This is a genomic window from Citrobacter sp. Cc139 (assembly GCF_030334645.1).
Lineage (GTDB): Bacteria > Pseudomonadota > Gammaproteobacteria > Enterobacterales > Enterobacteriaceae > Citrobacter > Citrobacter werkmanii.
In genome coordinates, this window is the sequence record NZ_JAOWDM010000016.1 from 38,538 (window position 1) to 63,926 (window position 25,389).

Below are 25,389 nucleotides of genomic sequence, written 5' to 3' on the forward strand. Positions count from 1 at the left end.
GAACGGCTTCTGACATTTTGCATTTACATTCCTGTGATGGACTGCTGATATCGGCCACCCCACAGGAGATCCGCTATGAGCAGGACACCGGTTCTGGAGATGCGCAACATTGCCAAAGCGTTTGGCAAATTTTACGCGCTGAAAGGGGTCGATTTAACCGTCTGGCCGGGTGAGATTCATGCCCTGATGGGCGAGAATGGCGCGGGGAAAAGCACGCTGATGAAAATCCTCGCGGGCGCCTACACCGCCACCAGCGGCGAGATCCTGATTGATGGTCAGCCGTTCCACATTCGTGGGCCAAAAGATGCGCTCAGCGCGGGCATCACGCTGATTTACCAGGAGATGCAGCTGGCACCCAACCTGACGGTGGCGGAAAATATCTTTCTTGGCAGCGAGCTGTCGCGCGGCGGTCTGGTCCAGCGTAAAGAGATGGTGCTGCAGTCGCAGAAAGTCATCGACCGACTCGGCGCCCAGTTTAAGGCCAGCGATCGCGTGATGACGTTGACTATCGCCGAACAGCAGCAGGTGGAAATCGCCCGCGCTCTGCACCGTAACAGCCGCATTCTGGTGATGGATGAACCCACCGCCGCCCTCTCCTCACGTGAAACCCACCGCCTGTTCGAACTGATCATGCGCCTGCGCGATGAAGGGATGGCGATTATTTACATCAGCCACCGCATGGCCGAAGTGTACGAACTTTCCGATCGCGTCAGCGTCCTGCGCGACGGGCAATACGTCGGTAGCCTGACCCGCGACAAGCTCAACGCCCCTGAACTGGTGCGCATGATGGTGGGCCGTCCGCTAAGCGATCTGTTCAACAAAGAGCGCGATATTCCCTTAGGTAAAGCGCGCCTCAACGTCCACCACCTGACCGACGGTCATAAAGTCCAGCCGTGCAGCTTGTTGGTGCGCTCCGGGGAGATCGTCGGCCTCGCCGGGTTAGTTGGCGCCGGGCGCTCCGAACTGGCGCAACTGATTTTTGGCGTGCGTAAAGCCGTCGGCGGCATGATTGAAGTAGACGGTGAACCGGTGGTGATCCACTCCCCGCGCGAGGCGATTGATCACGGCATCGGCTTTCTGACCGAGAACCGCAAAGAACAGGGGCTGTTTTTAGAACTGGCGGCAGCAGAGAACATCACGATGGCGACGCTGGAGCGCGATGCCAACTGGGGTATGCTCGATCGCAAAAAGGCGCAGGCCATTTCCGATGATGCTATCAAACTGCTCAACATTCGCGTTCCGCACGCGCAGGTACGCGCAGGTGGGCTGTCCGGCGGTAATCAGCAAAAATTGTTGATCTCGCGCTGGGTGGCGATCGGCCCACGCATTTTGATCCTCGATGAACCCACGCGCGGGGTAGACGTTGGCGCGAAAAGCGAGATCTACCGGATCATGAACGACATGGCGCGCAAAGGCGTGGCGATCCTGATGATCTCCAGCGAATTGCCGGAAGTCGTTGGCATGAGCGATCGCGTGTACGTCATGCGCGAAGGCAGCATTGCCGGCGAGCTGAACGGACAAAGTATTACCCAGGAAAATATTATGACGCTGGCGACCGGCGTGAACGACTCCCATCATCAGGCGGTGCCCCATGAATAATCCAACCACTCCCCAGCAGGTGGCGAAATCCACCACCGCAAAAAAGATGCTGATGAGCGATCTGATGCAAACAGTCGGTATCTTGCCGATTTTGATCCTGATTGTGGCGGTATTTGGCTTTATCGCGCCCAACTTTTTCACCGAAAGCAACCTGCTGAATATTACCCGCCAGGCCTCGATCAACATCGTGCTGGCGGCTGGCATGACCTTCATCATTTTGACCGGCGGGATCGATCTCTCAGTTGGCTCGATTCTCGGCACCACCGCCGTTGCGGCGATGGTCGTTTCTCTTATTCCTGAGTTTGCCATGCTGTCGATTCCGGCGGCGCTGATGCTCGGCCTGGTGCTGGGGCTGTTTAACGGTGCGCTGGTGGCTTTTGCCGGGCTTCCGCCGTTTATCGTCACGCTTGGAACCTATACCGCGCTGCGTGGCGCGGCCTATCTGTTGGCCGATGGCACCACGGTGATTAACTCCAACATCAGTTTTGAATGGATCGGCAACAACTATCTCGGCCCGGTTCCGTGGCTGGTAGTCATTGCGCTTGCGGTGGTGGTGGTGTGCTGGTTTATTCTGCGCCGCACCACGCTCGGCGTTCATATCTACGCGGTCGGCGGCAACATGCAGGCCGCACGCTTAACCGGGATCAAAGTGTGGCTTGTGCTGCTGTTCGTCTACGGCATCAGCGGTTTGCTTTCAGGTCTGGGCGGGGTGATGAGCGCCTCGCGGCTGTACAGCGCCAACGGCAACTTAGGTATGGGTTACGAGCTGGACGCCATCGCGGCGGTAATCCTCGGCGGCACCAGCTTTGTCGGCGGGATCGGCACCATCACCGGCACGCTGGTGGGGGCGCTGATCATCGCTACGCTCAACAACGGCATGACGCTGATGGGCGTCTCCTATTTCTGGCAACTGGTGATCAAAGGGGCGGTGATCATCATAGCGGTGCTGATTGACAAATACCGTACCCGACATCATCAAAGTGCATAGACAAGCTTACTGGCCTACCCCTTCGCAGGCCTGATAAGCGCAGCGCCATCAGGCGTATAACAACAATACCCTACGTGAGGAAACGAGTATGCGTTTGAAGCCATTAGTGACCGCGCTCTGTGCTGGCGCACTGCTTGCTGCAGCTCCGTTTGTGCAGGCAAAAGAACTGAAATCGATCGGCGTTACGGTGGGCGACCTGGCGAACCCGTTCTTCGTGCAAATAACCAAAGGCGCGGAGCTGGAAGCACGAAAGCTGGCGGGTGATAGCGTCAAAGTGACGCTGGTCTCCAGCGGCTACGATCTCGGGCAACAGGTGTCGCAGATCGACAACTTTATTGCCGCCAAAGTCGACATGATTATCCTTAACGCCGCGGACTCCAAAGGCATCGGTCCGGCGGTAAAACGCGCGAAAGACGCCGGGATTGTGGTGGTAGCCGTTGACGTGGCGGCGGAAGGCGCAGACGCGACCATCACCTCCGATAACACTCAGGCGGGTGAAATGGCCTGCAAATACATTACCGACCGTCTGAAAGGGAAAGGCAACGTCGTCATCATCAACGGACCGCCGGTTTCCGCCGTCCAGAACCGTGTGGAAGGTTGCCAGACCGAGTTCAAACGCCATCCGGACATCAAAGTGCTGTCGTATAACCAAAACGCCAAAGGCAGCCGCGAGGGCGGGCTGGAGATCATGACCGCGCTACTGGCGGCAAATCCGAAGATCGACGGTGTATTCGCCATTAACGATCCCACGGCGATCGGTGCCGATCTGGCGGCAAAACAGGCACAGCGTAACGAATTCTTTATTGTCGGCGTCGACGGATCGCCAGACGGTGAAGAGGCGCTGAAGCGCGAAAACTCATTATTTGTGGCGACGCCAGCACAAGATCCGCAGGTGATGGCTGCCAAAGCGGTCGAAATCGGCTATGACATACTGCAGGAGAAACCCGCCCCAAAAGAGCCCGTGCTGATCCCGGTGACAATGATCGATAAAAACAACGTTGCTAATTATAAAGGTTGGACGGTGAAATAACCCGCCACAGCAACGCCGGATAGCGGCAAAATGCCTTCTCCGGCCTACAAGATCGGTATCAATTTGTAGGCCGGAGAAGCGCAGCGCCATCCGGCATTATTCTAAGGAGAATTCTGCGATGAAACGCTCCGCAATAAACGAAATCCTTGGCCACACGCGCCAGTTTTTTTCTCTGCACGATGTGCACCTCCCCCCTTTCGCCAGTTTCCCGCCGACCCAATGGCGCAAGCTTGATGCCTCTGCCTGGAGCGAAGTTTTCGACCTTAAGCTCGGTTGGGATGTCACCGCATTTGGCGGCAACAATTTCGCCGCGCAAGGGTTAACGCTGTTCACCCTGCGTAATGGTTCGCCGAAAGGTATGCCTTACGAGAAATGCTACGCCGAGAAAATCATGCATGTTCGCGAGGCGCAGGTCACGCCGATGCATTTTCACTGGCGCAAACGCGAAGACATTATCAATCGTGGCGGCGGTAATTTAATTGTGGAACTGTGGAATGCGGGGCTCCGGGAGCAAACAGAGGACAGCGACGTGAACGTGGTGATTGACGGCTGTCGGCAAACCCATGCCGCGGGCAGCCAACTACGCCTGACGGCGGGGGAGAGCATCTGCCTGCCGCCGGGCCTGTATCACAGCTTCTGGGCGGAAAAAGGTTTTGGCGACGTGCTGGTTGGCGAGGTCTCATCAGTTAATGACGACGACCACGATAACCATTTTCTGCAACCTATCACCCGTTATAACGACATTGAAGAAGATGAACCGGCGCAGCTGGTGCTGTGTAACGAGTATCGCCTGTTCCGCTAACCAAGGAGCGCATTATGCCGTTAATATCCCTCGCCGATGGCCTGGCCCATGCCCGCGAGCACCGCTATGCTTTAGGCGCGTTTAACGTTCTGGACTCACATTTCCTGCGCGCCCTGTTTGCCGCGGCTAAACAGGAACGTTCGCCGTTCATTATCAACATCGCCGAAGTACATTTTAAATATATCTCGCTGGATTCTCTGGTCGAAGCGGTCAAATTTGAAGCCGCCAGGCACGACATTCAGGTGGTGCTGAACCTTGACCACGGCCTGCACTTTGAGTCAGTGGTGCGGGCGCTACGCTTAGGTTTCAGTTCAGTGATGTTCGATGGCTCCACGCTGGAGTATGAAGAAAATATCCGCCAGACCCGCGAAGTGGTGAAGATGTGCCACGCCATCGGCGTCTCGGTGGAAGCCGAACTGGGCGCAGTGGGTGGCGATGAAGGCGGGGCGCTGTATGGTCATGCTGACGAATCGTTGTTTACCGACCCGATGATGGCGCGTGATTTCGTCGACAGAACCGGAATTGACGCGCTGGCGGTCGCCATTGGCAATGCGCACGGCAAATATAAAGGCGAACCGGTGCTCGACTTCCCGCGTCTGGACGCTATTCGCCAGCAGGCGGCGATCCCGCTGGTACTGCACGGCGGCTCCGGCATCAGCAATGACGATTTCAAGCGCGCAATTGAACTCGGCATTCACAAAATCAACTTCTACACCGGCATGTCGCAGGCGGCGCTGACAGCGGTAGAGTCACGGATGGCCAATCGCCAGCCGCTGTACGACGAGTTTGCCGAACTGCTGCTGGCTATTGAAGAGGCCATTACCGATACCGTTTCAGAACAAATGCGCATTTTTGGCAGCGCGGGGCAGGTCTGATGGAACGCAAAGGCGTTATCGCCGCAGGCAACATGCTGGTCGATCATGTCCATCAAATTGTGCAATGGCCAGAACGCGGCTGGCTGGCGGAAATCACTCGAAGCGAACGCGCCACGGGTGGTGCGCCGCTGAACGTGCTGCTGACGCTGGCGAAAATGCACACCGGATTGCCGCTGCAGGCGGTGGGGTTAATCGGTCAGGACAGCGACGGCGACTACATCATGGCGATGCTGGAGCAGTATCACGTTAATCGCCAGCATGTGCAGCGCACCACATTCGCCCCCACGTCGATGTCGCAGGTGATGACCGACCCCAGCGGGCAACGAACTTTTTTTCACTCGCCCGGCGCCAATCGACTACTGGACTTACCCGCCTTTGAGCAACTGGATACCTCGATGAAAATCTTCCATCTTGGCTATCTGCTGCTGCTCGACAGTCTGGACATGCCGGATGAGGAGTACGGGACGCGTAGCGCACGGCTGCTGGCGCAAATGCATGAGAACGGCTTTGAAACCTCCCTGGACCTGGTCTCACGTAAAGGCGACCCGCGCTACCAGCCTCTGGTGATGCCGGCCCTGCGCCATCTCGACTATCTGGTGATTAACGAGCTGGAGGCCGGAGAGTTCAGCGGGCTGGAGATTCGCCAGCCCAACGGCAAGCTGCATATTCCCCATATCGCTACCGCCGCGCGCGAACTGCTGGATGCAGGCGTGCGCCAGCGGGTGGTGATTCACTGTCCGGAAGGCGCCTGGGGTGAAGAACCGGATCGAGCCGGCATCTGGATACCGTCACAGTTACTGGCGCAAGAAGAGATTGTCGGCAGCGTCGGCGCAGGAGATGCGTTTTGCGCCGGATTTTTGTATGGCTGTCATGAGCGCTGGTCGCTGGCAGACAGCATCAGACTGGCGCACGCCTGCGCGCGGGCAAGCCTGCTGTGCGCCAACGCGATAGATGGCGCGAAAACGCTGGCAGAGTTAAAAGCGACTATGGCTGATGGCTGATGCGCTGCGCTTATCTGGCCTACGGGGCCGTTATCGCTTTTGTAGGCCGGATAAGGCGTTTACGCCGCATCCGGCAACTGCTGATGCCTGATGCGCTGCGCTTATCAGGCCTACGGCGTTGTTATCGCTTTTGTAGGCTGGATAAGGCGTTTACGCCGCATCGGGCAACTGCGCACGCTCACGCCGCCTTATCGTGATGCTGCACATCGGCGGCAAACACATAGCCCAGCCCACGCAGGGTTTTGATCAGCATTGGCTGGTGCGGGTTGTTCTCTATTTTGCGCCGCAGCCGCATGATTAACACATCAATGGTGCGGTCAAACACCTCAACGCTGTCGCTGCGCGTCAGTTCCAGCAATTGCTCGCGGCTGAGCACCCGACGAGCGTTTTGCGCCAGCGCCAGCAGCAGGCTGTACTCACCCTGCGTCAGCTCCACCTTCAGTTGTTGAGGGTTATGTAACTGGCAACCGGCGGTATCCAGATGCCAGCCATTAAAGGAAAGCCCCGTAGTCTGTGAACCGCCGCTTTCTGCCGTTAACACGCCCACGCGTCTGAGCACCGCCTTTACCCGTGCCACCAGCACCCGCGCATTGAACGGTTTCCCAATATAGTCGTCAGCGCCCATTTCCAGCCCGACCACCACATCCGACTCGCTACCTAAGCCCGTCAGCATGACTACCGGTAATCCGGGCCTCATCTTTTGCACCTGCTGCAGCACCATCAGACCGTTGATATCGGGCAACATCATGTCCAGCAATACCAGAGCAATATCCGGCTGAGTCTCAATGCAGCGCAGCGCCTCCTGTCCGCTATGGCACGCGCTCACTGCAAAGACGTGCTCGCTCAGCACATCCTGTAATAGCGTGCAGACAGCCTCGTCATCATCCACAACCAGTATGGCTGGCTTCATTGTTTTTCCCCATTTCTGGCCAACTTAAATGAGTGTGATTGATTCTGCACAGAGTGACAGCGATAAGGCACAAGGTTGTGCGGGAAACATAACCTCGGTCACACTGCCGGACCGTCACGTATTGGAGATTCGTCACGTCAAATATGACGACAGCCTGTTTTTCGTCAGAGTTTTGACCAAAAATCGCCCGTAATATCGACTAATGCCCCTGAAAAAAACATGGCATAAAAGATGCATAAGCAAAGCGACAAGCGCGTATGCGCGATTTGATTAACTGGAGCGAGACCGATGAAAAAAGTCGTCACGGTTTGCCCATATTGCGCATCAGGTTGCAAAATCAACCTGGTGGTCGATAACGGCAAAATCGTCCGGGCTGAGGCGGCGCAGGGGAAAACCAACCAGGGTACCCTGTGTCTGAAGGGCTACTATGGCTGGGATTTTATTAATGATACCCAGATCCTGACCCCTCGTCTGAAAACCCCAATGATCCGTCGCCAGCGTGGCGGCAAACTGGAATCTGTTTCCTGGGATGAAGCGCTGAATTACGTCGCCGATCGCCTGAGCGCCATCAAAGCGAAGTACGGCCCGGACGCTATTCAGACGACCGGTTCATCTCGCGGTACAGGTAACGAAACCAACTATGTAATGCAAAAATTCGCGCGCGCCGTTATTGGTACCAATAACGTCGACTGCTGCGCTCGCGTCTGACACGGCCCTTCGGTTGCAGGTCTGCACCAATCGGTCGGTAACGGCGCAATGAGTAATGCTATCAATGAAATTGATAACACGGATTTAGTGTTCATCTTCGGGTATAACCCGGCGGATTCCCACCCGATCGTGGCGAATCACGTGATTAACGCTAAACGTAACGGGGCGAAAATTATCGTCTGCGATCCGCGCAAAATTGAAACCGCGCGTATTGCCGACATGCACATCGCGTTGAAAAACGGCTCGAACATCGCGCTGCTCAACGCCATGGGGCATGTCATCATCGAAGAAAAACTGTACGACCAGGCGTTCGTCGCCTCCCGTACGGAAGGATTCGAAGAGTACAGCAAGATTGTCGAAGGCTATACGCCGGAGTCTGTCGAAGATATCACGGGCGTTAGCGCGCACGATATTCGTCAGGCTGCACGTATGTACGCCACGGCGAAAAGCGCGGCAATTCTGTGGGGCATGGGTGTAACCCAGTTCTATCAGGGTGTGGAAACCGTGCGTTCACTGACCAGCCTCGCGATGCTGACCGGTAACCTCGGTAAGCCAAGCGTGGGCGTTAACCCGGTTCGTGGCCAGAACAACGTTCAGGGCGCATGCGACATGGGCGCGCTGCCGGATACCTATCCGGGCTATCAGTACGTGAAATTCCCGGAAAACCGCGAGAAATTCGCTAAAGCCTGGGGTGTGGAAAGCCTGCCTGCGCATACCGGCTATCGCATCAGCGAACTGCCGCACCGTGCGGCACATGGCGAAGTGCGCGCGGCGTACATTATGGGTGAAGATCCATTACAGACCGATGCTGAGCTCTCCGCAGTGCGCAAAGGCTTTGAGGATCTGGAACTGGTCATCGTGCAGGATATCTTCATGACCAAAACCGCCGCTGCCGCAGACGTTATTTTACCGTCTACGTCATGGGGCGAGCATGAAGGCGTCTTTTCTGCGGCGGACCGTGGCTTCCAGCGCTTCTTTAAAGCCGTTGAGCCGAAGTGGGATCTGAAAACGGACTGGCAGATTATCAGTGAAATCGCCACCCGTATGGGCTACCCGATGCACTACAACAACACCCAGGAAATCTGGGACGAGTTGCGTCATCTGTGCCCAGATTTCTACGGCGCCACTTACGAGAAAATGGGCGAACTGGGCTATATCCAGTGGCCTTGCCGCGACACCTCAGATGCCGACCAGGGTACGTCTTACCTCTTCAAAGAGAAGTTTGACACCCCGAACGGCCTGGCGCAGTTCTTCACCTGCGACTGGGTAGCGCCAATCGACAAACTCACCCCAGAGTACCCGATGGTACTGTCGACGGTGCGTGAAGTCGGCCACTACTCTTGCCGTTCGATGACCGGTAACTGTGCGGCGCTGGCCGCGCTGGCGGATGAGCCGGGCTATGCCCAGATCAACACCGCTGACGCAGAGCGTCTGGGTATTCAGGATGAAGATCTGGTGTGGGTTAACTCACGTAAAGGCCGGGTTATTACCCGCGCGGCAGTCAGCGATCGTCCAAACAAAGGCGCGATTTACATGACCTACCAGTGGTGGATTGGGGCATGTAATGAACTGGTAACCGAGAACTTAAGCCCGATTACCAAAACGCCGGAGTACAAATACTGTGCCGTTAACGTTGAACGCATTGCCGATCAGCGCGCTGCCGAACAGTATGTTATTGATGAGTACACCAAGCTGAAAGCCAGTCTGCGCGAAAGCGCGATGGGTTAAGCCTGAGCCTACGGCCTCCATTCGGAGGCCGTTTTTTTATGCACGCGATCTCTTTATACTGTCTACTCCGTACCCTAAATAAAACTCAAAATGAAACAACTTCTTGCATTGATGTTCTTCGTGACATTCTTTGCCCATGCCAGTGATACTGAACCCGGAAGCCAGTATCTACAGGCAGCAGAGGCAGGTGACCGACGCGCGCAATATTTCCTCGCCGATACCTGGTTCAGTTCCGGCGATTTAAGCAAAGCCGAATACTGGGCGCAAAAAGCTGCCGACAACGGTGATGCGGATGCATATGCTTTGCTGGCGCAAATTAAGATAACCAATCCGGTCAGTCTGGATTACCCTCAGGCCAAAACGCTGGCGGAAAAAGCGACGCAGGCGGGCAGTAAGGCCGGGGAAATTACGCTGGCGCGTATTCTGGTGAACACTCAGGCAGGCCGCACCGATTACCCCAAAGCCATTACCTTGCTGCAAAACGCCTCCGAGGATCTGGAAAATGACTCCGCCGTCGACGCGCAAATGCTGCTCGGACTGATTTACGCCAACGGCGTCGGTATTCCTGCTGACGATGAGAAAGCGACGTGGTATTTCAAGCGTAGTTCAGCCATTTCCCGCACCGGGTATTCCGAATACTGGGCCGGGATGATGTTCTTAAACGGCGAGCAGGGTTTTATCGAGAAGAATAAACAGAAAGCGCTGCACTGGTTGAATCTGAGCTGTATGGAAGGATTCGATACCGGCTGCGAAGAGTTTGATAAGTTAGCCAACGGCTAATGGTTTGCATTGCCGGATGGCGGCGCAAGCGCCATCCGGCAATCTGTCATTAATTACTGATTAGCGGTCTTATCAAATTTGCCCAGCACGTCGCGCTCATAAGCCAGCGCTTTCTTGCGGTCAAATTTGTGTTCCCACTTGGCGATAACCAGCACGGCCAGCGCGTTACCCACCACGTTTAGCGCAGTACGCGCCATATCGAGGATACGGTCAACACCGGCGATAAACGCCAGACCTTCCAGCGGGATCCCCACGCTGCCAAGCGTTGCCAGCAACACCACAAACGATACGCCCGGCACGCCCGCAATCCCTTTTGAGGTCACCATCAGCGTCAGCACCAGCACGATTTCCTGCCACAGCGACAGATCGATACCGTACAGCTGCGCAATAAAGATAGCGGCGATACTCTGGTACAGCGTTGAGCCATCAAGGTTGAATGAGTAACCGGTCGGCACCACAAAGCTGGTGATTGACGCCGGCGCGCCGTAGGCTTCCATCTTCTCAATAATACGCGGCAGCACGCTCTCAGAACTGGCGGTCGAGTAGGCCAGAATCAGCTCGTCTTTCAGAATGCGGATCAGGATCCAGATGCTCAAACCGCAGATGCGCGCGACGATCCCCAGCACCACCAGCGCGAAGAACAGGATGGCGAAATGCACCAACAGCACCAGCTTCGCCAGCGGCCACAGGGAGGCAAAACCGAAGTTCGCAACGGTAACGGCGATCAACGCAAAAACCCCGACTGGCGCGTAACGCATCACCATGTGCGTCACTTTAAACATGGTTTCGGAGATCGAGCGGAACACGGTAACCAGCGGCTCGCGGTGAGTTGCCGGCAGAGAAGACAGACCTAAACCGAACAGTACCGAGAAGAAGATAATCGGCAGCATGTCGCCTTTTGCCATCGACGCGACGATGTTGGTCGGCACCAGTGACAAAATCGTGCCCATCAGGCCATGCGCGTGGCTCTGTACTTCTGCGGTGGTGCTCTGATATTTCGAAATATCGACGGTTGCCAGCTGCGACATATCAACCCCGGTACCGGGCTGGAACACATTCGCCAGCGTGATACCAAGGATAATCGCCACGGTGGTGATCACTTCGAAATAGATAATCGTTTTGGCGCCAATACGGCCCAGCTGTTTGGCATCGCCCACCCCGGCTATGCCGACAATCAACGTAGAGATGACAATCGGCACGACGATCATTTTGATCAGGTGGATAAAGATATCGCCCGCCGGAGACAGCAGGTTAACAATCAGCCATTCACGGCTGTCACTATGGTAATGCAGGTAACTCCCTAGCAGAATGCCCAGCACCATAGCGATTAGAATCTGCCATGCCAGGCTGACTTTCAAATTTTTCATAACAACGGACTTCCTCGATGAAGCGCTATTCCACATGCAGCGTGTGGGAATAGTACATACTGAAAGGGTATGATTTGTGTTGCGTTCGTTTATGGAGTTTTTTAACGCTTATTATCATTATCATCTGCATGGCATTCAGCGCAACCCTCTGAGAACAGGGCCTTTTGCTGATTATTTGCATAAAAATGCAATTTTATCGGGGTAATGATGAATAACTTTTTGTTATAAAAGAATTTTAATATGTTCAAAAATGAAGAAGTCAGGGCATGAGTTTTTTTTGCTCGCTTGTTCGTTTGCCTGTTTTTTAAACAGGCAAAATGATACAAATCACAAATAAAACAAATTTATTTTTGCCGATTCTGCAACAACTTCGCCATATTAATAGAGTCAATGAGCTGTGCCCGATTCACCCTCGGCGAGTTTAAATCCATAACCTTTTGCCACACTGAGATAGCCTGAGCGTAGTCTGCCTGCATAAACGCATCGGAAGCTAACAGCATCAGCGCAGTGACCTCTGCCGGGTCCAGCGCCAGAGCCTTATCAATCATCTTGCGGGTGGGCGGCGTCATATGTTGCCCGGCCTGATAGTACAGCACCGTCGCCAGCGCGGAATAGATTTCGGCGTTTTCACCGCGTATACGCAGCGCCTGCTCGTAGGCCAGCAGCGCATTATGATACGCGTTTTGCCACAGATAGTACTCACCCAGTTGCGCCCATTTCACTGCGTCCTGCGGATTCGCACGAATTTGCGATTGCAGAGAAAATAGCTGTTTTTCCTGAATATTTTCATCATAAAAAGCATGCAAGGGGTCTGCCAGACGCGCCTGCTCCTGACGTGCCGCCTGCCATTTTGGCGTTAACAGGTAACCGCCGATGCAGGCCACCACCATCAGCACCGCCGCAGCAGCCAGCCGCTTCACGGGCATGGGACGTAACGGCGCAGTGGAATGTTCGGCCTGGCTCATTGTTCACCCTCTTCTGCGTGCTGACGCTTCCTCACCTGCCAGACCACCACGCCCACCAGCAATAACAGCAGGCACGGCAGCGCCCACAACAGCAGCGTTTGCTCATTCAGCGGCGGGTTGTAGCGCACGAAATCACCGTAACGCTCGGTCATCCAGGCGGTGATTTCTGCTTCGCTTTTACCTTCGGCAACCATGCTGTAAACCTGATGGCGCATACTGACCGCCACGGGCGCATTGGATTCCAGCAAGTTCTGGTTCTGGCACTGCGGACAGCGCAACTGACTGGCAATAGACAGCGCTTTCTCCTGCTGCTGCGGGTTGTCGAAGCGCCAGGTGTCCACCACCTGGGCATGGGTAGTGAAAGTAATGAAAAACTGGAGGATCGTTAAGAGTAAAAACGTTCTGCCGGATGGCGCTACGCTTATCCGGCCTACGGTTTGCGCCCCCTGTAGGCCGGATAAGGCGTTTACGCCGCCATCCGGCAACGCTGTGATTAATTTACGCATCATGCTTCCTCCCCCGCCATCCGCTCAGCAGTGCGCCAAACACCATCAACAATCCTCCTCCCCAAATCCAGCGCACGCCAGTCTGCACGTATAAGCGCATGGCGTAACGGTCCGGTCCGGTTTTTTCTCCCATCACCGCGTACCAGTCATGCATCAGATTCCAGCGGATACCCGGCTCCATCATCTGTTGACGACGCGCGGCATAGAAGCGCCTTTCGGGCTGCAGGCTACCGATACGCTGCTCATTTTGCCACAACGTGATCAGCGCTTTTTCACTGGTGTAGTTGCCTTTGGCTTCCAGGTCGAGACGCTCAAAACGGAAAATGTAGCCCGCAAGCGCGACCTGCTGCCCGGGGCTCAGATTCAGGCTTATCTCCTGACGACTACCGCTGGAAAAAACGATCCCAGCCGCAAATACCAATACCCCGGCATGCGACAGCAGTGCCGGAAGCTGACAACGCAAAGAGACTTTGCGGCTTCTGATCGTTGCCAGCACGATAACCAGCAGCATCAGCAGCCCAAACGGCAGCGTGGCGCGGTTAAAGTACGGCGCGCCAACGGAGAGCCTTCCCCAGCCGAACAACCCGTAAATCATCGGATAGAGCGTGCCAATCAGCACAATCAGTAGCACCGCGCAAAAAAGTAATAGCGCGACCAGAATCAGCATCTCGCGCGACCAGCCGCCAAAACGCGCATTCTGGCGAATTTGCTGGCCTCGCCAGGCGTACAACCCCAGCGACGCCAGGCTCAATACGCTAAACAGCGCAAACAGCGGCGCGGCGCGCACGTTATCCAACGCAAAGGCATGTACCGAAACAAGAATGCCGGAACGCACAATCAGCGTCCCCAGCAGCGATAAGATCAGCGTGACGATCGCCAGCAGCAGCGACCAGTGGCGGAAGATCCCCCGCTGACGCGTGACAAACAGGCTATGCAGCAACGCGCTGGCGGAGAGCCAGGGTAATAAGGAGGCATTTTCGACCGGGTCCCAGAACCACCAGCCGCCCCAGCCCAGCTCGCAGTAGGCCCACCAGGAACCGAGGATTATCCCCAGCGTCAGCGCGCACCAGCCGGGCAACGCCCAGCGCCAGCACACCCAGGCGCTCTGCGCGTTAAAGTCACCGCGCAGCAGTGAGGCCAGCGCCACGCCCGCGGCTACCATCAAACCACCGTAACCCAGGTACAGCAGCGGCGGGTGGAGGATTAACCCAAGATGTTGCAGCATCGGGTTAAGGTCCCGTCCTTCTATAGCAGGCGGGAAAATACGTACGAAGGGATCGGACCAGACCACCACAAACAGCAGTAACAGGGCCGTCACCAGCGACAGGACGCTAAGCGTCAGCGGAAACAGTGGATCAGAATCACGCCGATAGCACAAAGCGAACAGCGCGCTCCAGCCGGAAAGAAACAGCACCCACAGCAGCAGCGAGCCTTCATGGCCGCCCCACACCGCCGCCAGTTTTAATCCCCACGGCAGCAGGCTGTAGCTGTGCTGGGCAACATAGACCACCGAAAAGTCGCTGGTCAGAAAGCAGAATACCAGAATGGCAAAAGCCAGCAGCAGTAGCGCAAACTGCGCCCACACGCCCACGCTTGCCAGGCGCATCACGCCCTGCCAGCGCTGGCGAATCCCCATCAGCACGGCAAGCGGGGTCAACACGTTGACCCCGAGGCTTAATAACAGTGCCAGAAAACCGGCTTCAGGAAGGAGAACGTCCAGATATCACCTTACGCAACGGTTAGCTGACCCGCATAGAGAATGAAAAAGCGCAGCAGCAGTACGCCGGTCAGGCTGGCGCCGCAGACTGCCAGCACGCCATGAAACGTCGAACTGCGGTTGGCCCAGGGTTTTAGCAGCATCGGCAGTATCAGCCCAAGCCCAGCCACGCCAAGCCAGAACCACCAGGTCCAGAATCCGCCGCCCAGCGCCGCCGCCAGCGCGCGCATTTTGCCGTCATCGCCCAGCGCCAGGCCGACGAAGAACGCCGCCAGCAGGAAGATCTCCAGCCATACCACCGGGACCTCCATGCGATGCACAAAGTGCGCTTCAGTGCTGTGAGGGTTGCTACGATGGCGTAACGCCATGGCGATCAGCGCCACCGCCGCGCCGGAGGAGATCCCGGAGAACAGGAACAGTACCGGCAGGATCGGGTTATTCAGGAACGGGTAGGACTTCAGCGCCGAGAGCAAAAACCCGGTGTACGCCCCAAGCAGAACCGCCAGCACCAGCATTAACGTCTCCAGCGCACGGTGGAACGGCGTTATCAGCGTCAACGCTTTCTGCACGATCCCTAACCGCGGCAGCCAACGCTGCTGCAGGGTAATCACCTCTTTTTCAAAGATTTTTGCCAGCCACAGCACCAGCACCACCATATACAACTGGAACAGCATGACCCCCATCGACATCACCGAGGTGAAGCTGTAGTGGAACATCAGTTTCCAGAAGGTCCATGGCCGCGTCAGGTGGAATACCAGAATCAGCAGACCGAAGATAATCGCCCCCGGCCCTAACACCAGCGTGGTGCGCAGCAGCGTGCTGTCCGAACCGCCCGCCTCAGGATGGAAGCGACGCAGCAGAATCGCCAACGTAACCAGTCCGGCGGAGATGCCAATCAGGAACAGATAGATGGCGATGGGCCAGTCCCACACCAGTGATTCAAAATGAAATGCAGAAGCGGGTGTCATTGGCTCACCTCCCCATATTTAAAGGGAACGCGGTAGACCTTCGGTTTTGTGCCCAGCGCCAGCTTGTAACGGTAGGTGGTTTTCTGCTGCAACAAACGAGAGATATCGCTGTTGGGATCGTCCAGATTACCAAACGTCAGCGCCTTCGTCGGGCATGACTCAACGCAGGCGGGCTGTTTGCCCGCTTTCAGGTTGGTTTTCCGGCAGAAATCGCATTTATCCGCCGTTTTGCTCACCGGATGGATAAAGCGCACGCGATAAGGACACGCGGCGATACAGTACTGACAGCCAACGCAAAGATCAGGGTTCACATCCACAATGCCGTTGGCGGCATCGCGATACGATGCCCCCGTCGGGCAGACGTCAACGCAGGGGGCATGGTCGCAATGCTGGCACGAGTGGCGGAAAAAGCGATATTTCACATCAGGAAACGTCCCCTGCGGCTCGCTGCGAATAATCGTCAGACGCGATACGCCTTCCGGTACGTTGTTGACTTCCCGACAAGCATCCATGCAGGCCGTGCAGCCGATGCATAATGACTCATCGTGTACCATTCCGTAACGTACGCCATTGATATTCAGCGTCTTCGCCACAACGCGTCCCGCCGTCCCGCTCACTGCCACCAGCGCGCCGACGCCGGTGATAAACTGGCGACGAGAGCAACTCATGGATGCTCCTTAAGCAACGGAACCGACGCCGGGTTAAAGTTCGGATTGTTACGCTGATCGCTGTGGCAATCGACGCAAATCTTGATCCGTCCTTTATCGCTTAGCGTCTGCATCGTGTCTTGCTTCGGATGCAGTGAGTGACAGCTGGCGCACGCCACTTTTGTGACGTGGACATCGTGCGGCCAGAACGCTTTTTGCAACTGCTCAGGCAGGTGACAGGACATACAGACGCTGTTCTGCTGCTCCACATTGTACATTGGCTCATTAAAGCGCATCACATCCTTCACCCCTTCGCGGTGGTTCGGTGACGGCTGGCCATGACAGTTGGTGCAGGTGACCGGCAGTTTGTTGTTCGGGTTAATGACTTGCGCATGTTTACCATGCATGCCTTCGGTATCCGGCTTGTGACAATCCAGACAGGCAGCATCCGGATTACGCTGCTGAGTAACCGTCCAGCGTTGATCCGACTCCTGCGGCGTTGGCGTGGCAGTGATTCCACTCAGGCTCCAGAACAGGCCTGACGCCAGCACCCCAGCAGTTAATAACGAACGTAATACGCTCATATTCACTCCGTTGAGTTATCCGCCCCTTACGGGGCGGAATGGGGTTATTGGCTTAACAGACCGTTTTTACGCGCCTGCTCTTCCCACTGCGGAATCACCGTTTTGATGAAGTCCTGCTTCTCAGCATTGATTTGCTGCATGTTCAGACCAATCGCCGCCTGGGCTTTCTCTTTGGTAGAGATATCCGGTAACGGAATTTCATGCGTGATGCCTTTGGTCGCCAGCAGACGAACCAGTTTAGTACGTGCGTCGGCGGCTTTATCCATTGCGCTACCCAGCATCCGCAGACCTTCTTCCGGCGCGTGCATGTGAATACCGTGTGAGGCGATAGACAGGTCCCAGCGCCATTGTGCGTGACGGATATCTTCCAGAATCGGCTTCATTTCCGCTTCGGTCGCACCCGCATCCCATGCGGCTTTCGCTTCGAAGTGCGCATGTACCAGTTGATCTTCAACCTTGATTTTCAGGTCATGAATGGCCTGTTTACGCTCGGCGACCACTTTTTGCAGGGATGCTTTGTCCTGGGTATGGCAGTTCGCACAGGTCTGGGCGAAGTTATCGAACGGATTACCAATCTTGTGATCGGTATAGATCTTACCTTCCGCGTTTTGCACTTTCGGCATGTGGCAGTCGATACAGGTCACGTTGTTCTTACCGTGAATGCCCGCGCTCCAGGTTTCATATTCCGGGTGCTGCGCTTTCAGCATCGGGGTTTTAGACAGAGAGTTAGTCCAGTCAGAGAAGGCGATGGTGTCGTAGTATTTCTCCATGTTCTCGACTTTCATACCCTCATCCCACGGGAACTTAACGGCTTTGTTCTTACCGTCGAAGTAGTACTCCACGTGGCACTGGCCGCAGACCATGGATTGCTGATCAAAGCGACCGGCTTTCTCAAACGGTTTGCCGATGGCTTCCATCGCGCGCTCAGCGTAAGGACGCGACAGTGTCAGCTCAGGCTTGCCTTTGGCGAAGTCCGGCGACGCGGTGTTATGGCAATCTGCACAACCGAGGTTGTTAACAATTTCCGGACCGCCGCGCGCCCATTTACCGTGGAAGTAACCATCTTCACCGTCTTTCTGGATCAGACGCGCCACATCCGGGCTTTTACAGCTCCAGCAGGCCATCGGCAGCGGGCCGTCTTCTGCCGTTTTCGGTGCGCCGGTACGTAAGGTTTCACGTACATCGGTCACCGCATACGCGTGCCCGCGCGGTTTGTTGTAATCGCGCGAGAATGGATATCCCGCCCACAGGATCACCAGACGCGGATCTTCTGCCAGCGCATCTTCACGGGCTGATTGCTCAGACGTGGCTTTCCAGGAGAGGTATTGATCGGGATGCTGAGGGGCGAAGGTTTCATTCTTCGCTTCAACGGTGACGGTCTTTGCGGGTACAGGAGTTTGTTCAGCGTGAACAGCAGAGATAAATAATAAAGGTAATAACAGGCTGAAGAAACGGCGTACGCGTGATTTTGTCCTTGCCATAGGGGTCTCATCCAGATGACGCCATTATCTGCAATGGCGGTTCTTTTATTGTTTTCCATAACAGCAACCACACGAATACTGTCATGACATTGCTCCCCCCAATTTGTAACAAGAAACCACACTGAAAATGTTGTCTTTAATCAATTGTAAGTGTATGTAAAATACCACTTTAGAGTTAGTTACCCCCTCAAACCGCTCACTCTTTTGTTTAATTCTGAGACAGATCACCTTTTCAACAATTCTCAGATAACCCCATGTTATCGCGAGAATTAATCAATTTTTGCTAGTTCTCTTCAAAATTCAGTTTGTCGCTAATTTGCACAATTCGTTTATTGCGTGATCTGCCGCCCAAATACTAAACAAAACTCGCAAAGCCCCTACATTTAACGTTTATGCGACATATTATTAACATCCTACAAGGAGAACAAAAGCCATGAGCCAAATACATAAACACGCTATTCCCGCAAACATTGCGGATCGTTGCCTGATAAATCCGGAGCAGTACGAAGCGAAGTACCAGCAATCTGTTAACGAACCCGACACATTTTGGGGCGAGCAGGGAAAGATTCTTGATTGGATCAAGCCGTACAGCCAGGTGAAGAACACCTCGTTTGCGCCAGGCAACGTCTCTATTAAATGGTATGAGGATGGCACGCTAAACCTGGCGGCAAACTGCCTTGACCGTCACCTGCAGGCAAATGGCGATCGTACCGCCATCATCTGGGAAGGCGACGACGCCAGCCAAAGCAAACATATTACCTACCGCGAGCTGCATCGCGATGTCTGTCGTTTTGCCAATACGTTACTGGATTTAGGCATTAAAAAAGGTGATGTGGTGGCCATATATATGCCGATGGTGCCGGAAGCGGCGGTCGCCATGCTGGCCTGCGCCCGTATTGGCGCGGTGCATTCGGTCATCTTCGGTGGTTTCTCCCCGGAAGCCGTCGCCGGACGTATCATCGACTCCAATTCTCGCCTGGTGATCACCGCCGATGAAGGCGTGCGCGCCGGACGCGCTATCCCATTGAAAAAGAACGTCGATGATGCGTTGAAAAACCCGAACGTGAAAAGCGTCGAACACGTTATCGTTCTCAAACGTACCGGTGGAAAAACAGAATGGCAGGAAGGTCGTGACCTGTGGTGGTCCGATCTTATCGAGAAAGCCAGCCCGGAACATCAGCCGGAAGAGATGAATGCTGAAGATCCGCTGTTTATCCTGTACACCTCCGGGTCAACCGGCAAGCCGAAGGGCGTGCTGCACACCACTGGCGGATATCTGGTCTACGCCGCAACCACCTTTAAGTACGTGTTTGACTACCATCAGGGCGATATCTATTGGTGTACCGCTGACGTGGGTTGGGTAACCGGGCACAGCTACCTGCTGTACGGTCCGCTGGCCTGCGGCGCAACCACGCTGATGTTCGAAGGCGTGCCCAACTGGCCTACCCCGGCGCGTATGGCGCAGGTTGTGGATAAGCACCAGGTCAATATTCTGTATACCGCGCCGACCGCCATCCGCGCTCTGATGGCAGAAGGCGATAAAGCGATTGAAGGTACTGACCGTTCGTCGCTGCGCATCCTGGGTTCCGTTGGCGAGCCAATCAACCCGGAAGCGTGGGAGTGGTACTGGAAGAAGATCGGCAACGAAAAATGTCCGGTCGTCGATACCTGGTGGCAGACCGAAACCGGTGGATTCATGATCACCCCGCTGCCGGGCGCCACCGAGCTGAAAGCCGGTTCCGCAACCCGTCCGTTCTTTGGCGTGCAGCCTGCGATTGTCGATAACGAAGGTAATCCGCTGGAAGGCGCAACCGAAGGCAACCTGGTGATTATTGACTCGTGGCCAGGCCAGGCGAGAACGCTGTTTGGCGATCATGAACGTTTTGAACAGACCTACTTCTCTACCTTCAAAAATATGTACTTCAGCGGCGACGGCGCACGCCGTGATGAAGATGGTTATTACTGGATCACCGGACGTGTGGACGATGTGCTAAACGTCTCTGGTCACCGTCTGGGCACGGCAGAAATCGAATCGGCGCTGGTGTCGCATCCGAAGATTGCCGAAGCCGCGGTGGTCGGTATTCCGCATAATATTAAAGGCCAGGCGATCTACGCCTACGTCACGCTGAATCACGGCGAAGAACCGTCGCCTGAGTTGTATGCCGAAGTTCGCAACTGGGTGCGTAAAGAAATTGGCCCGCTGGCAACGCCAGATGTGCTGCACTGGACCGATTCACTGCCGAAAACCCGCTCCGGCAAAATTATGCGCCGCATTCTGCGCAAAATCGCGGCGGGCGATACCAGCAATCTGGGCGATACCTCAACCCTCGCCGATCCAGGCGTCGTTGAGAAACTGCTCGAAGAGAAGCAGGCCATCGCGATGCCATCATAACCATAACCGTGAAATGCCCGATGGCGCGCTGCTTATCGGGCCTACAAATCCTATCCCTACCCCTCCCCTGAGCGGGAGGGAAATATAAAAACCCTCCCCCAAAGGATTTCGTGTTACAGGAAGGCGGCAAGCGAGCACATCCTCAGGAGCATAGTTCACTATGTGACTGGGGTGGGCGAGTGCGGCCAACGAACCTGTAGCGCGAAAGACGCAGGGGGACCTCTGGAGAGCTCTGTGATGAATGACAATATTTATCAGCGGATAGAAGACAGTGCGCGTTTCAGGGAGTTAGTTGAAAAACGGCAACGGTTTGCCACCATTCTGTCCATCATCATGCTGGCAGTTTACATCAGCTTTATTTTACTGATTGCCTTTGCGCCTGGTTGGCTGGGTACTCCGCTGCACGCGGGAACCAGCGTCACCCGGGGTATTCCGATTGGGGTCGGCGTGATCCTTATCTCCTTCATCCTGACCGGGATCTATATCTGGCGGGCAAACGGTGAATTCGATCGCCTGAACAATGCGGTTCTGCATGAGGTTAAAGCATCATGAAGAGAGTCCTGACGGCGCTTGCCGCCACGCTGCCCTTCGCCGCAAACGCGGCGGATGCTATAAGCGGAGCAGTCCAACGCCAGCCAACCAACTGGCAGGCGATTATCATGTTCCTGATTTTCGTCATCTTTACGCTTGGTATTACCTACTGGGCGTCTAAACGCGTGCGTTCGCGTAATGACTACTACACCGCTGGCGGTAACATCACCGGCTTCCAGAACGGGCTGGCGATTGCGGGCGACTATATGTCTGCTGCATCGTTCCTCGGGATTTCCGCGCTGGTCTTTACCTCCGGTTATGACGGACTGATTTACTCGCTCGGCTTCCTGGTCGGCTGGCCGATTATCCTGTTCCTGATTGCTGAACGCCTGCGTAACCTTGGTCGCTACACCTTTGCCGACGTGGCCTCTTATCGCCTGAAGCAAGGTCCGATTCGTATTCTCTCGGCGTGTGGTTCCCTGGTGGTGGTCGCGCTGTATCTGATCGCGCAGATGGTCGGCGCGGGTAAACTGATTGAGCTGCTGTTTGGCCTGAACTACCACATTGCCGTCGTGCTGGTTGGCGTATTGATGATGATGTACGTCCTGTTTGGCGGCATGCTGGCAACCACCTGGGTACAGATCATTAAAGCCGTTCTGTTGCTGTTCGGCGCCAGCTTTATGGCCTTTATGGTGATGAAGCACGTCGGCTTTAGCTTCAACAATCTGTTCACCGAAGCGATGGCGGTACACCCGAAAGGTTCAGCCATTATGAGCCCGGGCGGGCTGGTGAAAGATCCGATCTCCGCGCTGTCGTTAGGTCTCGGCCTGATGTTTGGTACGGCGGGCTTGCCGCACATCCTGATGCGTTTCTTCACGGTCAGCGATGCCCGCGAAGCGCGTAAGAGCGTGTTCTATGCCACCGGTTTTATGGGTTATTTCTACATCCTGACCTTTATCATCGGCTTTGGCGCGATCATGCTCGTTGGCGCGAACCCTGTGTATAAAGACGCTGCTGGCGCGCTTATCGGCGGTAACAACATGGCGGCGGTACATCTGGCGAATGCAGTGGGCGGGAACCTGTTCCTCGGCTTCATCTCGGCAGTGGCGTTTGCCACCATTCTGGCAGTGGTTGCTGGTTTGACGCTGGCGGGGGCATCGGCAGTTTCTCACGACCTGTACGCCAACGTATTCCGCAAAGGCGCAACCGAGCGCGAAGAGCTGAAGGTGTCGAAAATTACCGTACTGGTGCTGGGTGTGATTGCCATCGTGCTCGGCGTGCTGTTCGAAAACCAGAACATCGCCTTCATGGTGGGACTGGCATTTGCTATCGCAGCCAGCTGTAACTTCCCCATCATTCTGCTCTCCATGTACTGGTCAAAACTGACCACGCGTGGCGCAATGATGGGCGGCTGGTTAGGTCTGCTGACGGCCGTCGTGCTGATGGTGCTTGGCCCAACAATTTGGGTACAAATCCTGGGTCACGAAAAAGCCATTTTCCCGTATGAATATCCGGCGCTGTTCTCCATCAGCGTTGCGTTCCTCGGGATCTGGTTCTTCTCTGCCACCGATAACTCAGAAGAAGGTAACCGCGAACGCGAGCAGTTCCGTGCTCAGTTCATCCGTTCCCAGACTGGGTATGGCGTAGAACAAGGTCGCGCGCACTAATCTTCCCTCTCCTCCGGCTTCCGGGCCGGAGGATTACTGCCTTTCTCAGAACATCAGCCTTGCGACCAGCGGCGATACCAGCACCATCACCACGCCGGAAAGCATCATCACCAGGCTAGCCACTACGCCCTCCTGTTGGCCGAGCTCATATGAGCGAGCCGTGCCTGCGCCGTGCGATGCTGCGCCAAAACCTGCGCCTTTCGCCATCCCTTCGCGAATAGAGAGCCGCAAAAACAGCACATCGCCGACCGCCATCCCGAATACGCCCGTCACGACCACGAACAATGCCACCAGATCCGGCTGACCGCCCAATGGCTCTGCCGCCGCCAGCGCAAATGGCGTAGTAACGGACCGCACCGCCAGACTGCGCTGAATTTCATCAGGCAGCATAAACAGGCGCGCTAACCAGACGGAACTGGTGACCGCCACCAGTGTCGCCGTCACCACACCCGCCGTCAGCGACATCCAGTGACGTTTAATCACGGCGAGGTTGTCATAAACCGGAACGGCGAAGGCAATGGTTGCGGGACCTAGCAGCCATAGCAGCCAGTGCGATTCACCAATATAGTTTTGCCAGGAGATATGTCCAAAGACCAACATCAGCACCAACAGCGCCGGAGTAAGCACTAACGGCATCAGCGGTAATTTACGAAAGCGGCGATACAGGCGCTTGTTGGCAAAATAGATGCCCAGCGTAATCACCAGACACAGCACGCTTAACTGGAAATTACTCACGGTTTAACCTGCTCATTTCATAGCGATACACTTTATCCACGACCCATGCCGTTGCGCCGAGCACCATCATCGTACTTATCGCAATAACGGCAAAAATACGCCATCCATCAACCAGTAGCAGTTGCGTATAGTTAACGACGGCGACCACCGCCGGGACAAAAAACAACAGCATTTCAGCCAGTAACCAGCGAGCGCCTGCACGGATCCAGTTCAGCGGGATAACCCGGCAGACAATCAACGCCAGCATCAGCACCATCCCAACCAGGTTGGCAGGAAGCGGCAGATGCAGCCAGGAGACAAGATATTGAGCAAAAACAAAGAGACCTGCGTACAACAGAACCTGAACAGGGATCTGGAGTCGATGAATAACAGCAGGCGTCACGCGGCTTATCGCCACAGCCATGAGGGTATGTCCTTAAAAAATAGAGAGCGCCAGTATAGAGAGCCCCCGTCCAGGACTGAAATGAATTAAAATCATTGCAGGCATAGTCTTAAGGAATAATCATGGATATCAGAACGCTGCGATATTTTGTTGAGGTGGTGCGTCAGCAGAGCTTTACCCGCGCAGCGGAGAAACTCTTTGTCACCCAGCCCACCATCAGCAAAATGTTGAAGAACCTTGAAGACGAGCTTAATTGCACGTTGCTCATCCGCGACGGACGGCGGCTGTTGTTGACCGATACCGGCCAGGTCGTGTTCGAACGCGGCCTGGCGATCCTCGCCGAGTTCCGCCAGCTCGAAGCAGAACTCAGCGACATTAATCACCTCAACAAGGGAATACTGCGCCTCGGTATCCCGCCCATGGTGGGTATGTTGATGGCTGGCCCCATCAGCCTTTTTCGCCAGCGTTATCCCGGCGTGGAACTGAAAGTGTCTGAATTTGGCGGTTTAACCGTCCAGCAGGCGGTGATGAACGGCGATCTGGATGTTGCGATGACCGCGCTGCCGGTTGAAGAAGAGAGCGGTCTGGCGACCTTACCACTTTTCAGTCATCCGCTCTGCGTGCTGGTCCCCCGCTCCGGTCAATGGACAACGTGCGACTCCATTTCCCCCGAAGCGCTGGCGGAGCATCCGCTGCTTATCTACAACGAAGATTTCGCGTTGAGCCGTCAACTGCTTGAGTTGTTTAACCAGCACAACGTAAAACCGCGTATCGCTGTGCGCAGCGGGCAGTGGGATTTTCTGGCGGCAATGGTGCAAGCCGGCGTCGGGATCGCCATTTTACCGGAGCCGATTTGCCAGCGGTTGGATAAGCAAACGCTGCGCTGGATCCCTCTGGAAAGCGACTTACGCTGGCAGTTGGGCATGATTTGGCGCGAAGGTGTGTATCTGTCGCACAGCGCCCAGGCGTGGCTGAAATGCTGCGAAGGGTTTTGGTTAACGCAGGAGTCGTAAAATGCCGGATGCG

General features: G+C 55.5%; 21 protein-coding genes and 1 pseudogene. 12 read left to right on the plus strand and 10 right to left on the minus strand.

Translation table 11 applies throughout. The annotated features are described in order from the left end of the window. Positions 1 to 75 precede the first annotated feature (75 nt). The 6 genes from OGV69_RS00835 (at position 76) to OGV69_RS00860 (ending at position 6,295) form a co-directional block, all read left to right on the plus strand. A complete protein-coding gene (locus tag OGV69_RS00835; RefSeq protein ID WP_069325124.1) occupies positions 76 to 1,599 on the plus strand; it encodes a sugar ABC transporter ATP-binding protein in 1,524 nt (507 codons plus the stop codon). Then, a complete protein-coding gene (locus tag OGV69_RS00840) occupies positions 1,592 to 2,587 on the plus strand; it encodes an ABC transporter permease subunit (RefSeq protein ID WP_038636347.1) in 996 nt (331 codons plus the stop codon). Before OGV69_RS00835 ends, OGV69_RS00840 begins: the two co-directional genes overlap by 8 nt. Positions 2,588 to 2,675: 88 nt before the next feature. After that, a complete protein-coding gene (locus tag OGV69_RS00845; protein ID WP_069325122.1) occupies positions 2,676 to 3,617 on the plus strand; it encodes an ABC transporter substrate-binding protein in 942 nt (313 codons plus the stop codon). A gap of 118 nt (positions 3,618 to 3,735) precedes the next feature. Further along, positions 3,736 to 4,419, plus strand: coding sequence for a D-lyxose/D-mannose isomerase (locus OGV69_RS00850; RefSeq protein WP_069325121.1), 684 nt, complete (start codon positions 3,736 to 3,738; stop codon positions 4,417 to 4,419). 14 nt (positions 4,420 to 4,433) lie between these two features. Further along, the gene (locus OGV69_RS00855) at positions 4,434 to 5,294 is read left to right on the plus strand and encodes a ketose 1,6-bisphosphate aldolase (RefSeq protein ID WP_069325120.1); all 861 of its coding nucleotides are present in this window, start codon (positions 4,434 to 4,436) and stop codon (positions 5,292 to 5,294) included. Next, positions 5,291 to 6,295 (plus strand): carbohydrate kinase family protein, encoded by a 1,005-nt coding sequence (locus OGV69_RS00860; RefSeq protein ID WP_114140361.1) that lies wholly within the window; start codon positions 5,291 to 5,293, stop codon positions 6,293 to 6,295. Before OGV69_RS00855 ends, OGV69_RS00860 begins: the two co-directional genes overlap by 4 nt. Before the next feature lie 178 nt (positions 6,296 to 6,473). Here the strand turns inward: OGV69_RS00860 and OGV69_RS00865 are convergent, their stop codons facing one another. Further along, positions 6,474 to 7,205, minus strand: coding sequence for a response regulator transcription factor (locus OGV69_RS00865; RefSeq protein WP_069325118.1), 732 nt, complete (start codon positions 7,203 to 7,205; stop codon positions 6,474 to 6,476). Positions 7,206 to 7,493: 288 nt separating this feature from the next. On the opposite strand from OGV69_RS00865, the gene fdhF reads away from it, so the two are divergent. Next, entirely contained in the window at positions 7,494 to 9,641 is a 2,148-nt protein-coding gene (gene fdhF, locus OGV69_RS00870) for a formate dehydrogenase subunit alpha (RefSeq protein WP_079225655.1), read from the plus strand. A gap of 90 nt (positions 9,642 to 9,731) precedes the next feature. After that, positions 9,732 to 10,421, plus strand: coding sequence for a Sel1 family TPR-like repeat protein YjcO (gene yjcO, locus OGV69_RS00875; protein ID WP_038636323.1), 690 nt, complete (start codon positions 9,732 to 9,734; stop codon positions 10,419 to 10,421). A gap of 53 nt (positions 10,422 to 10,474) precedes the next feature. On the opposite strand, the gene gltP is transcribed toward yjcO, so the two are convergent. The 7 genes and pseudogenes from gltP to nrfA form a co-directional block, all read right to left on the minus strand. After that, a complete protein-coding gene (gltP, locus tag OGV69_RS00880; RefSeq protein WP_038636320.1) occupies positions 10,475 to 11,788 on the minus strand; it encodes a glutamate/aspartate:proton symporter GltP in 1,314 nt (437 codons plus the stop codon). A gap of 344 nt (positions 11,789 to 12,132) precedes the next feature. Continuing rightward, positions 12,133 to 12,753, minus strand: coding sequence for a heme lyase NrfEFG subunit NrfG (nrfG, locus tag OGV69_RS00885; RefSeq protein ID WP_286468993.1), 621 nt, complete (start codon positions 12,751 to 12,753; stop codon positions 12,133 to 12,135). Then, a pseudogene (nrfF, locus tag OGV69_RS00890) lies at positions 12,750 to 14,979 on the minus strand (heme lyase NrfEFG subunit NrfF). The gene nrfG and the pseudogene nrfF overlap by 4 nt, the downstream one beginning before the upstream one ends. 8 nt (positions 14,980 to 14,987) lie before the next feature. Next, a complete protein-coding gene (nrfD, locus tag OGV69_RS00895; RefSeq protein WP_069325114.1) occupies positions 14,988 to 15,944 on the minus strand; it encodes a cytochrome c nitrite reductase subunit NrfD in 957 nt (318 codons plus the stop codon). Then, the gene (gene nrfC, locus OGV69_RS00900; protein WP_038636309.1) at positions 15,941 to 16,612 is read right to left on the minus strand and encodes a cytochrome c nitrite reductase Fe-S protein; all 672 of its coding nucleotides are present in this window, start codon (positions 16,610 to 16,612) and stop codon (positions 15,941 to 15,943) included. The genes nrfD and nrfC overlap by 4 nt, the downstream gene beginning before the upstream one ends. Then, a complete protein-coding gene (gene nrfB / locus OGV69_RS00905) occupies positions 16,609 to 17,175 on the minus strand; it encodes a cytochrome c nitrite reductase pentaheme subunit (protein WP_038636307.1) in 567 nt (188 codons plus the stop codon). Before nrfB ends, nrfC begins: the two co-directional genes overlap by 4 nt. Positions 17,176 to 17,219: 44 nt before the next feature. Continuing rightward, entirely contained in the window at positions 17,220 to 18,656 is a 1,437-nt protein-coding gene (nrfA, locus tag OGV69_RS00910) for an ammonia-forming nitrite reductase cytochrome c552 subunit (protein WP_038636304.1), read from the minus strand. 433 nt (positions 18,657 to 19,089) lie between these two features. Here nrfA and acs point away from each other — a divergent pair, with 433 nt between their 5' ends. From acs to actP, 3 genes are all read left to right on the plus strand, one after another. After that, a complete protein-coding gene (acs, locus tag OGV69_RS00915; protein WP_038636301.1) occupies positions 19,090 to 21,048 on the plus strand; it encodes an acetate--CoA ligase in 1,959 nt (652 codons plus the stop codon). Between the two features lie 237 nt (positions 21,049 to 21,285). Next, positions 21,286 to 21,600: a DUF485 domain-containing protein gene (locus OGV69_RS00920; protein WP_006688274.1), complete on the plus strand. Its 315-nt coding sequence runs from the start codon at positions 21,286 to 21,288 to the stop codon at positions 21,598 to 21,600. Next, the gene (gene actP, locus OGV69_RS00925; RefSeq protein ID WP_042312968.1) at positions 21,597 to 23,246 is read left to right on the plus strand and encodes a cation/acetate symporter ActP; all 1,650 of its coding nucleotides are present in this window, start codon (positions 21,597 to 21,599) and stop codon (positions 23,244 to 23,246) included. The genes OGV69_RS00920 and actP overlap by 4 nt, the downstream gene beginning before the upstream one ends. 45 nt (positions 23,247 to 23,291) lie before the next feature. On the opposite strand, the gene OGV69_RS00930 is transcribed toward actP, so the two are convergent. Further along, entirely contained in the window at positions 23,292 to 23,981 is a 690-nt protein-coding gene (locus OGV69_RS00930) for an LrgB family protein (RefSeq protein WP_038636296.1), read from the minus strand. Next, positions 23,974 to 24,384: a CidA/LrgA family protein gene (locus OGV69_RS00935; protein WP_038636293.1), complete on the minus strand. Its 411-nt coding sequence runs from the start codon at positions 24,382 to 24,384 to the stop codon at positions 23,974 to 23,976. Before OGV69_RS00935 ends, OGV69_RS00930 begins: the two co-directional genes overlap by 8 nt. 101 nt (positions 24,385 to 24,485) lie before the next feature. Here OGV69_RS00935 and OGV69_RS00940 point away from each other — a divergent pair, with 101 nt between their 5' ends. Beyond that, positions 24,486 to 25,376: a LysR family transcriptional regulator gene (locus OGV69_RS00940; RefSeq protein WP_038636290.1), complete on the plus strand. Its 891-nt coding sequence runs from the start codon at positions 24,486 to 24,488 to the stop codon at positions 25,374 to 25,376. Positions 25,377 to 25,389 lie beyond the last annotated feature (13 nt).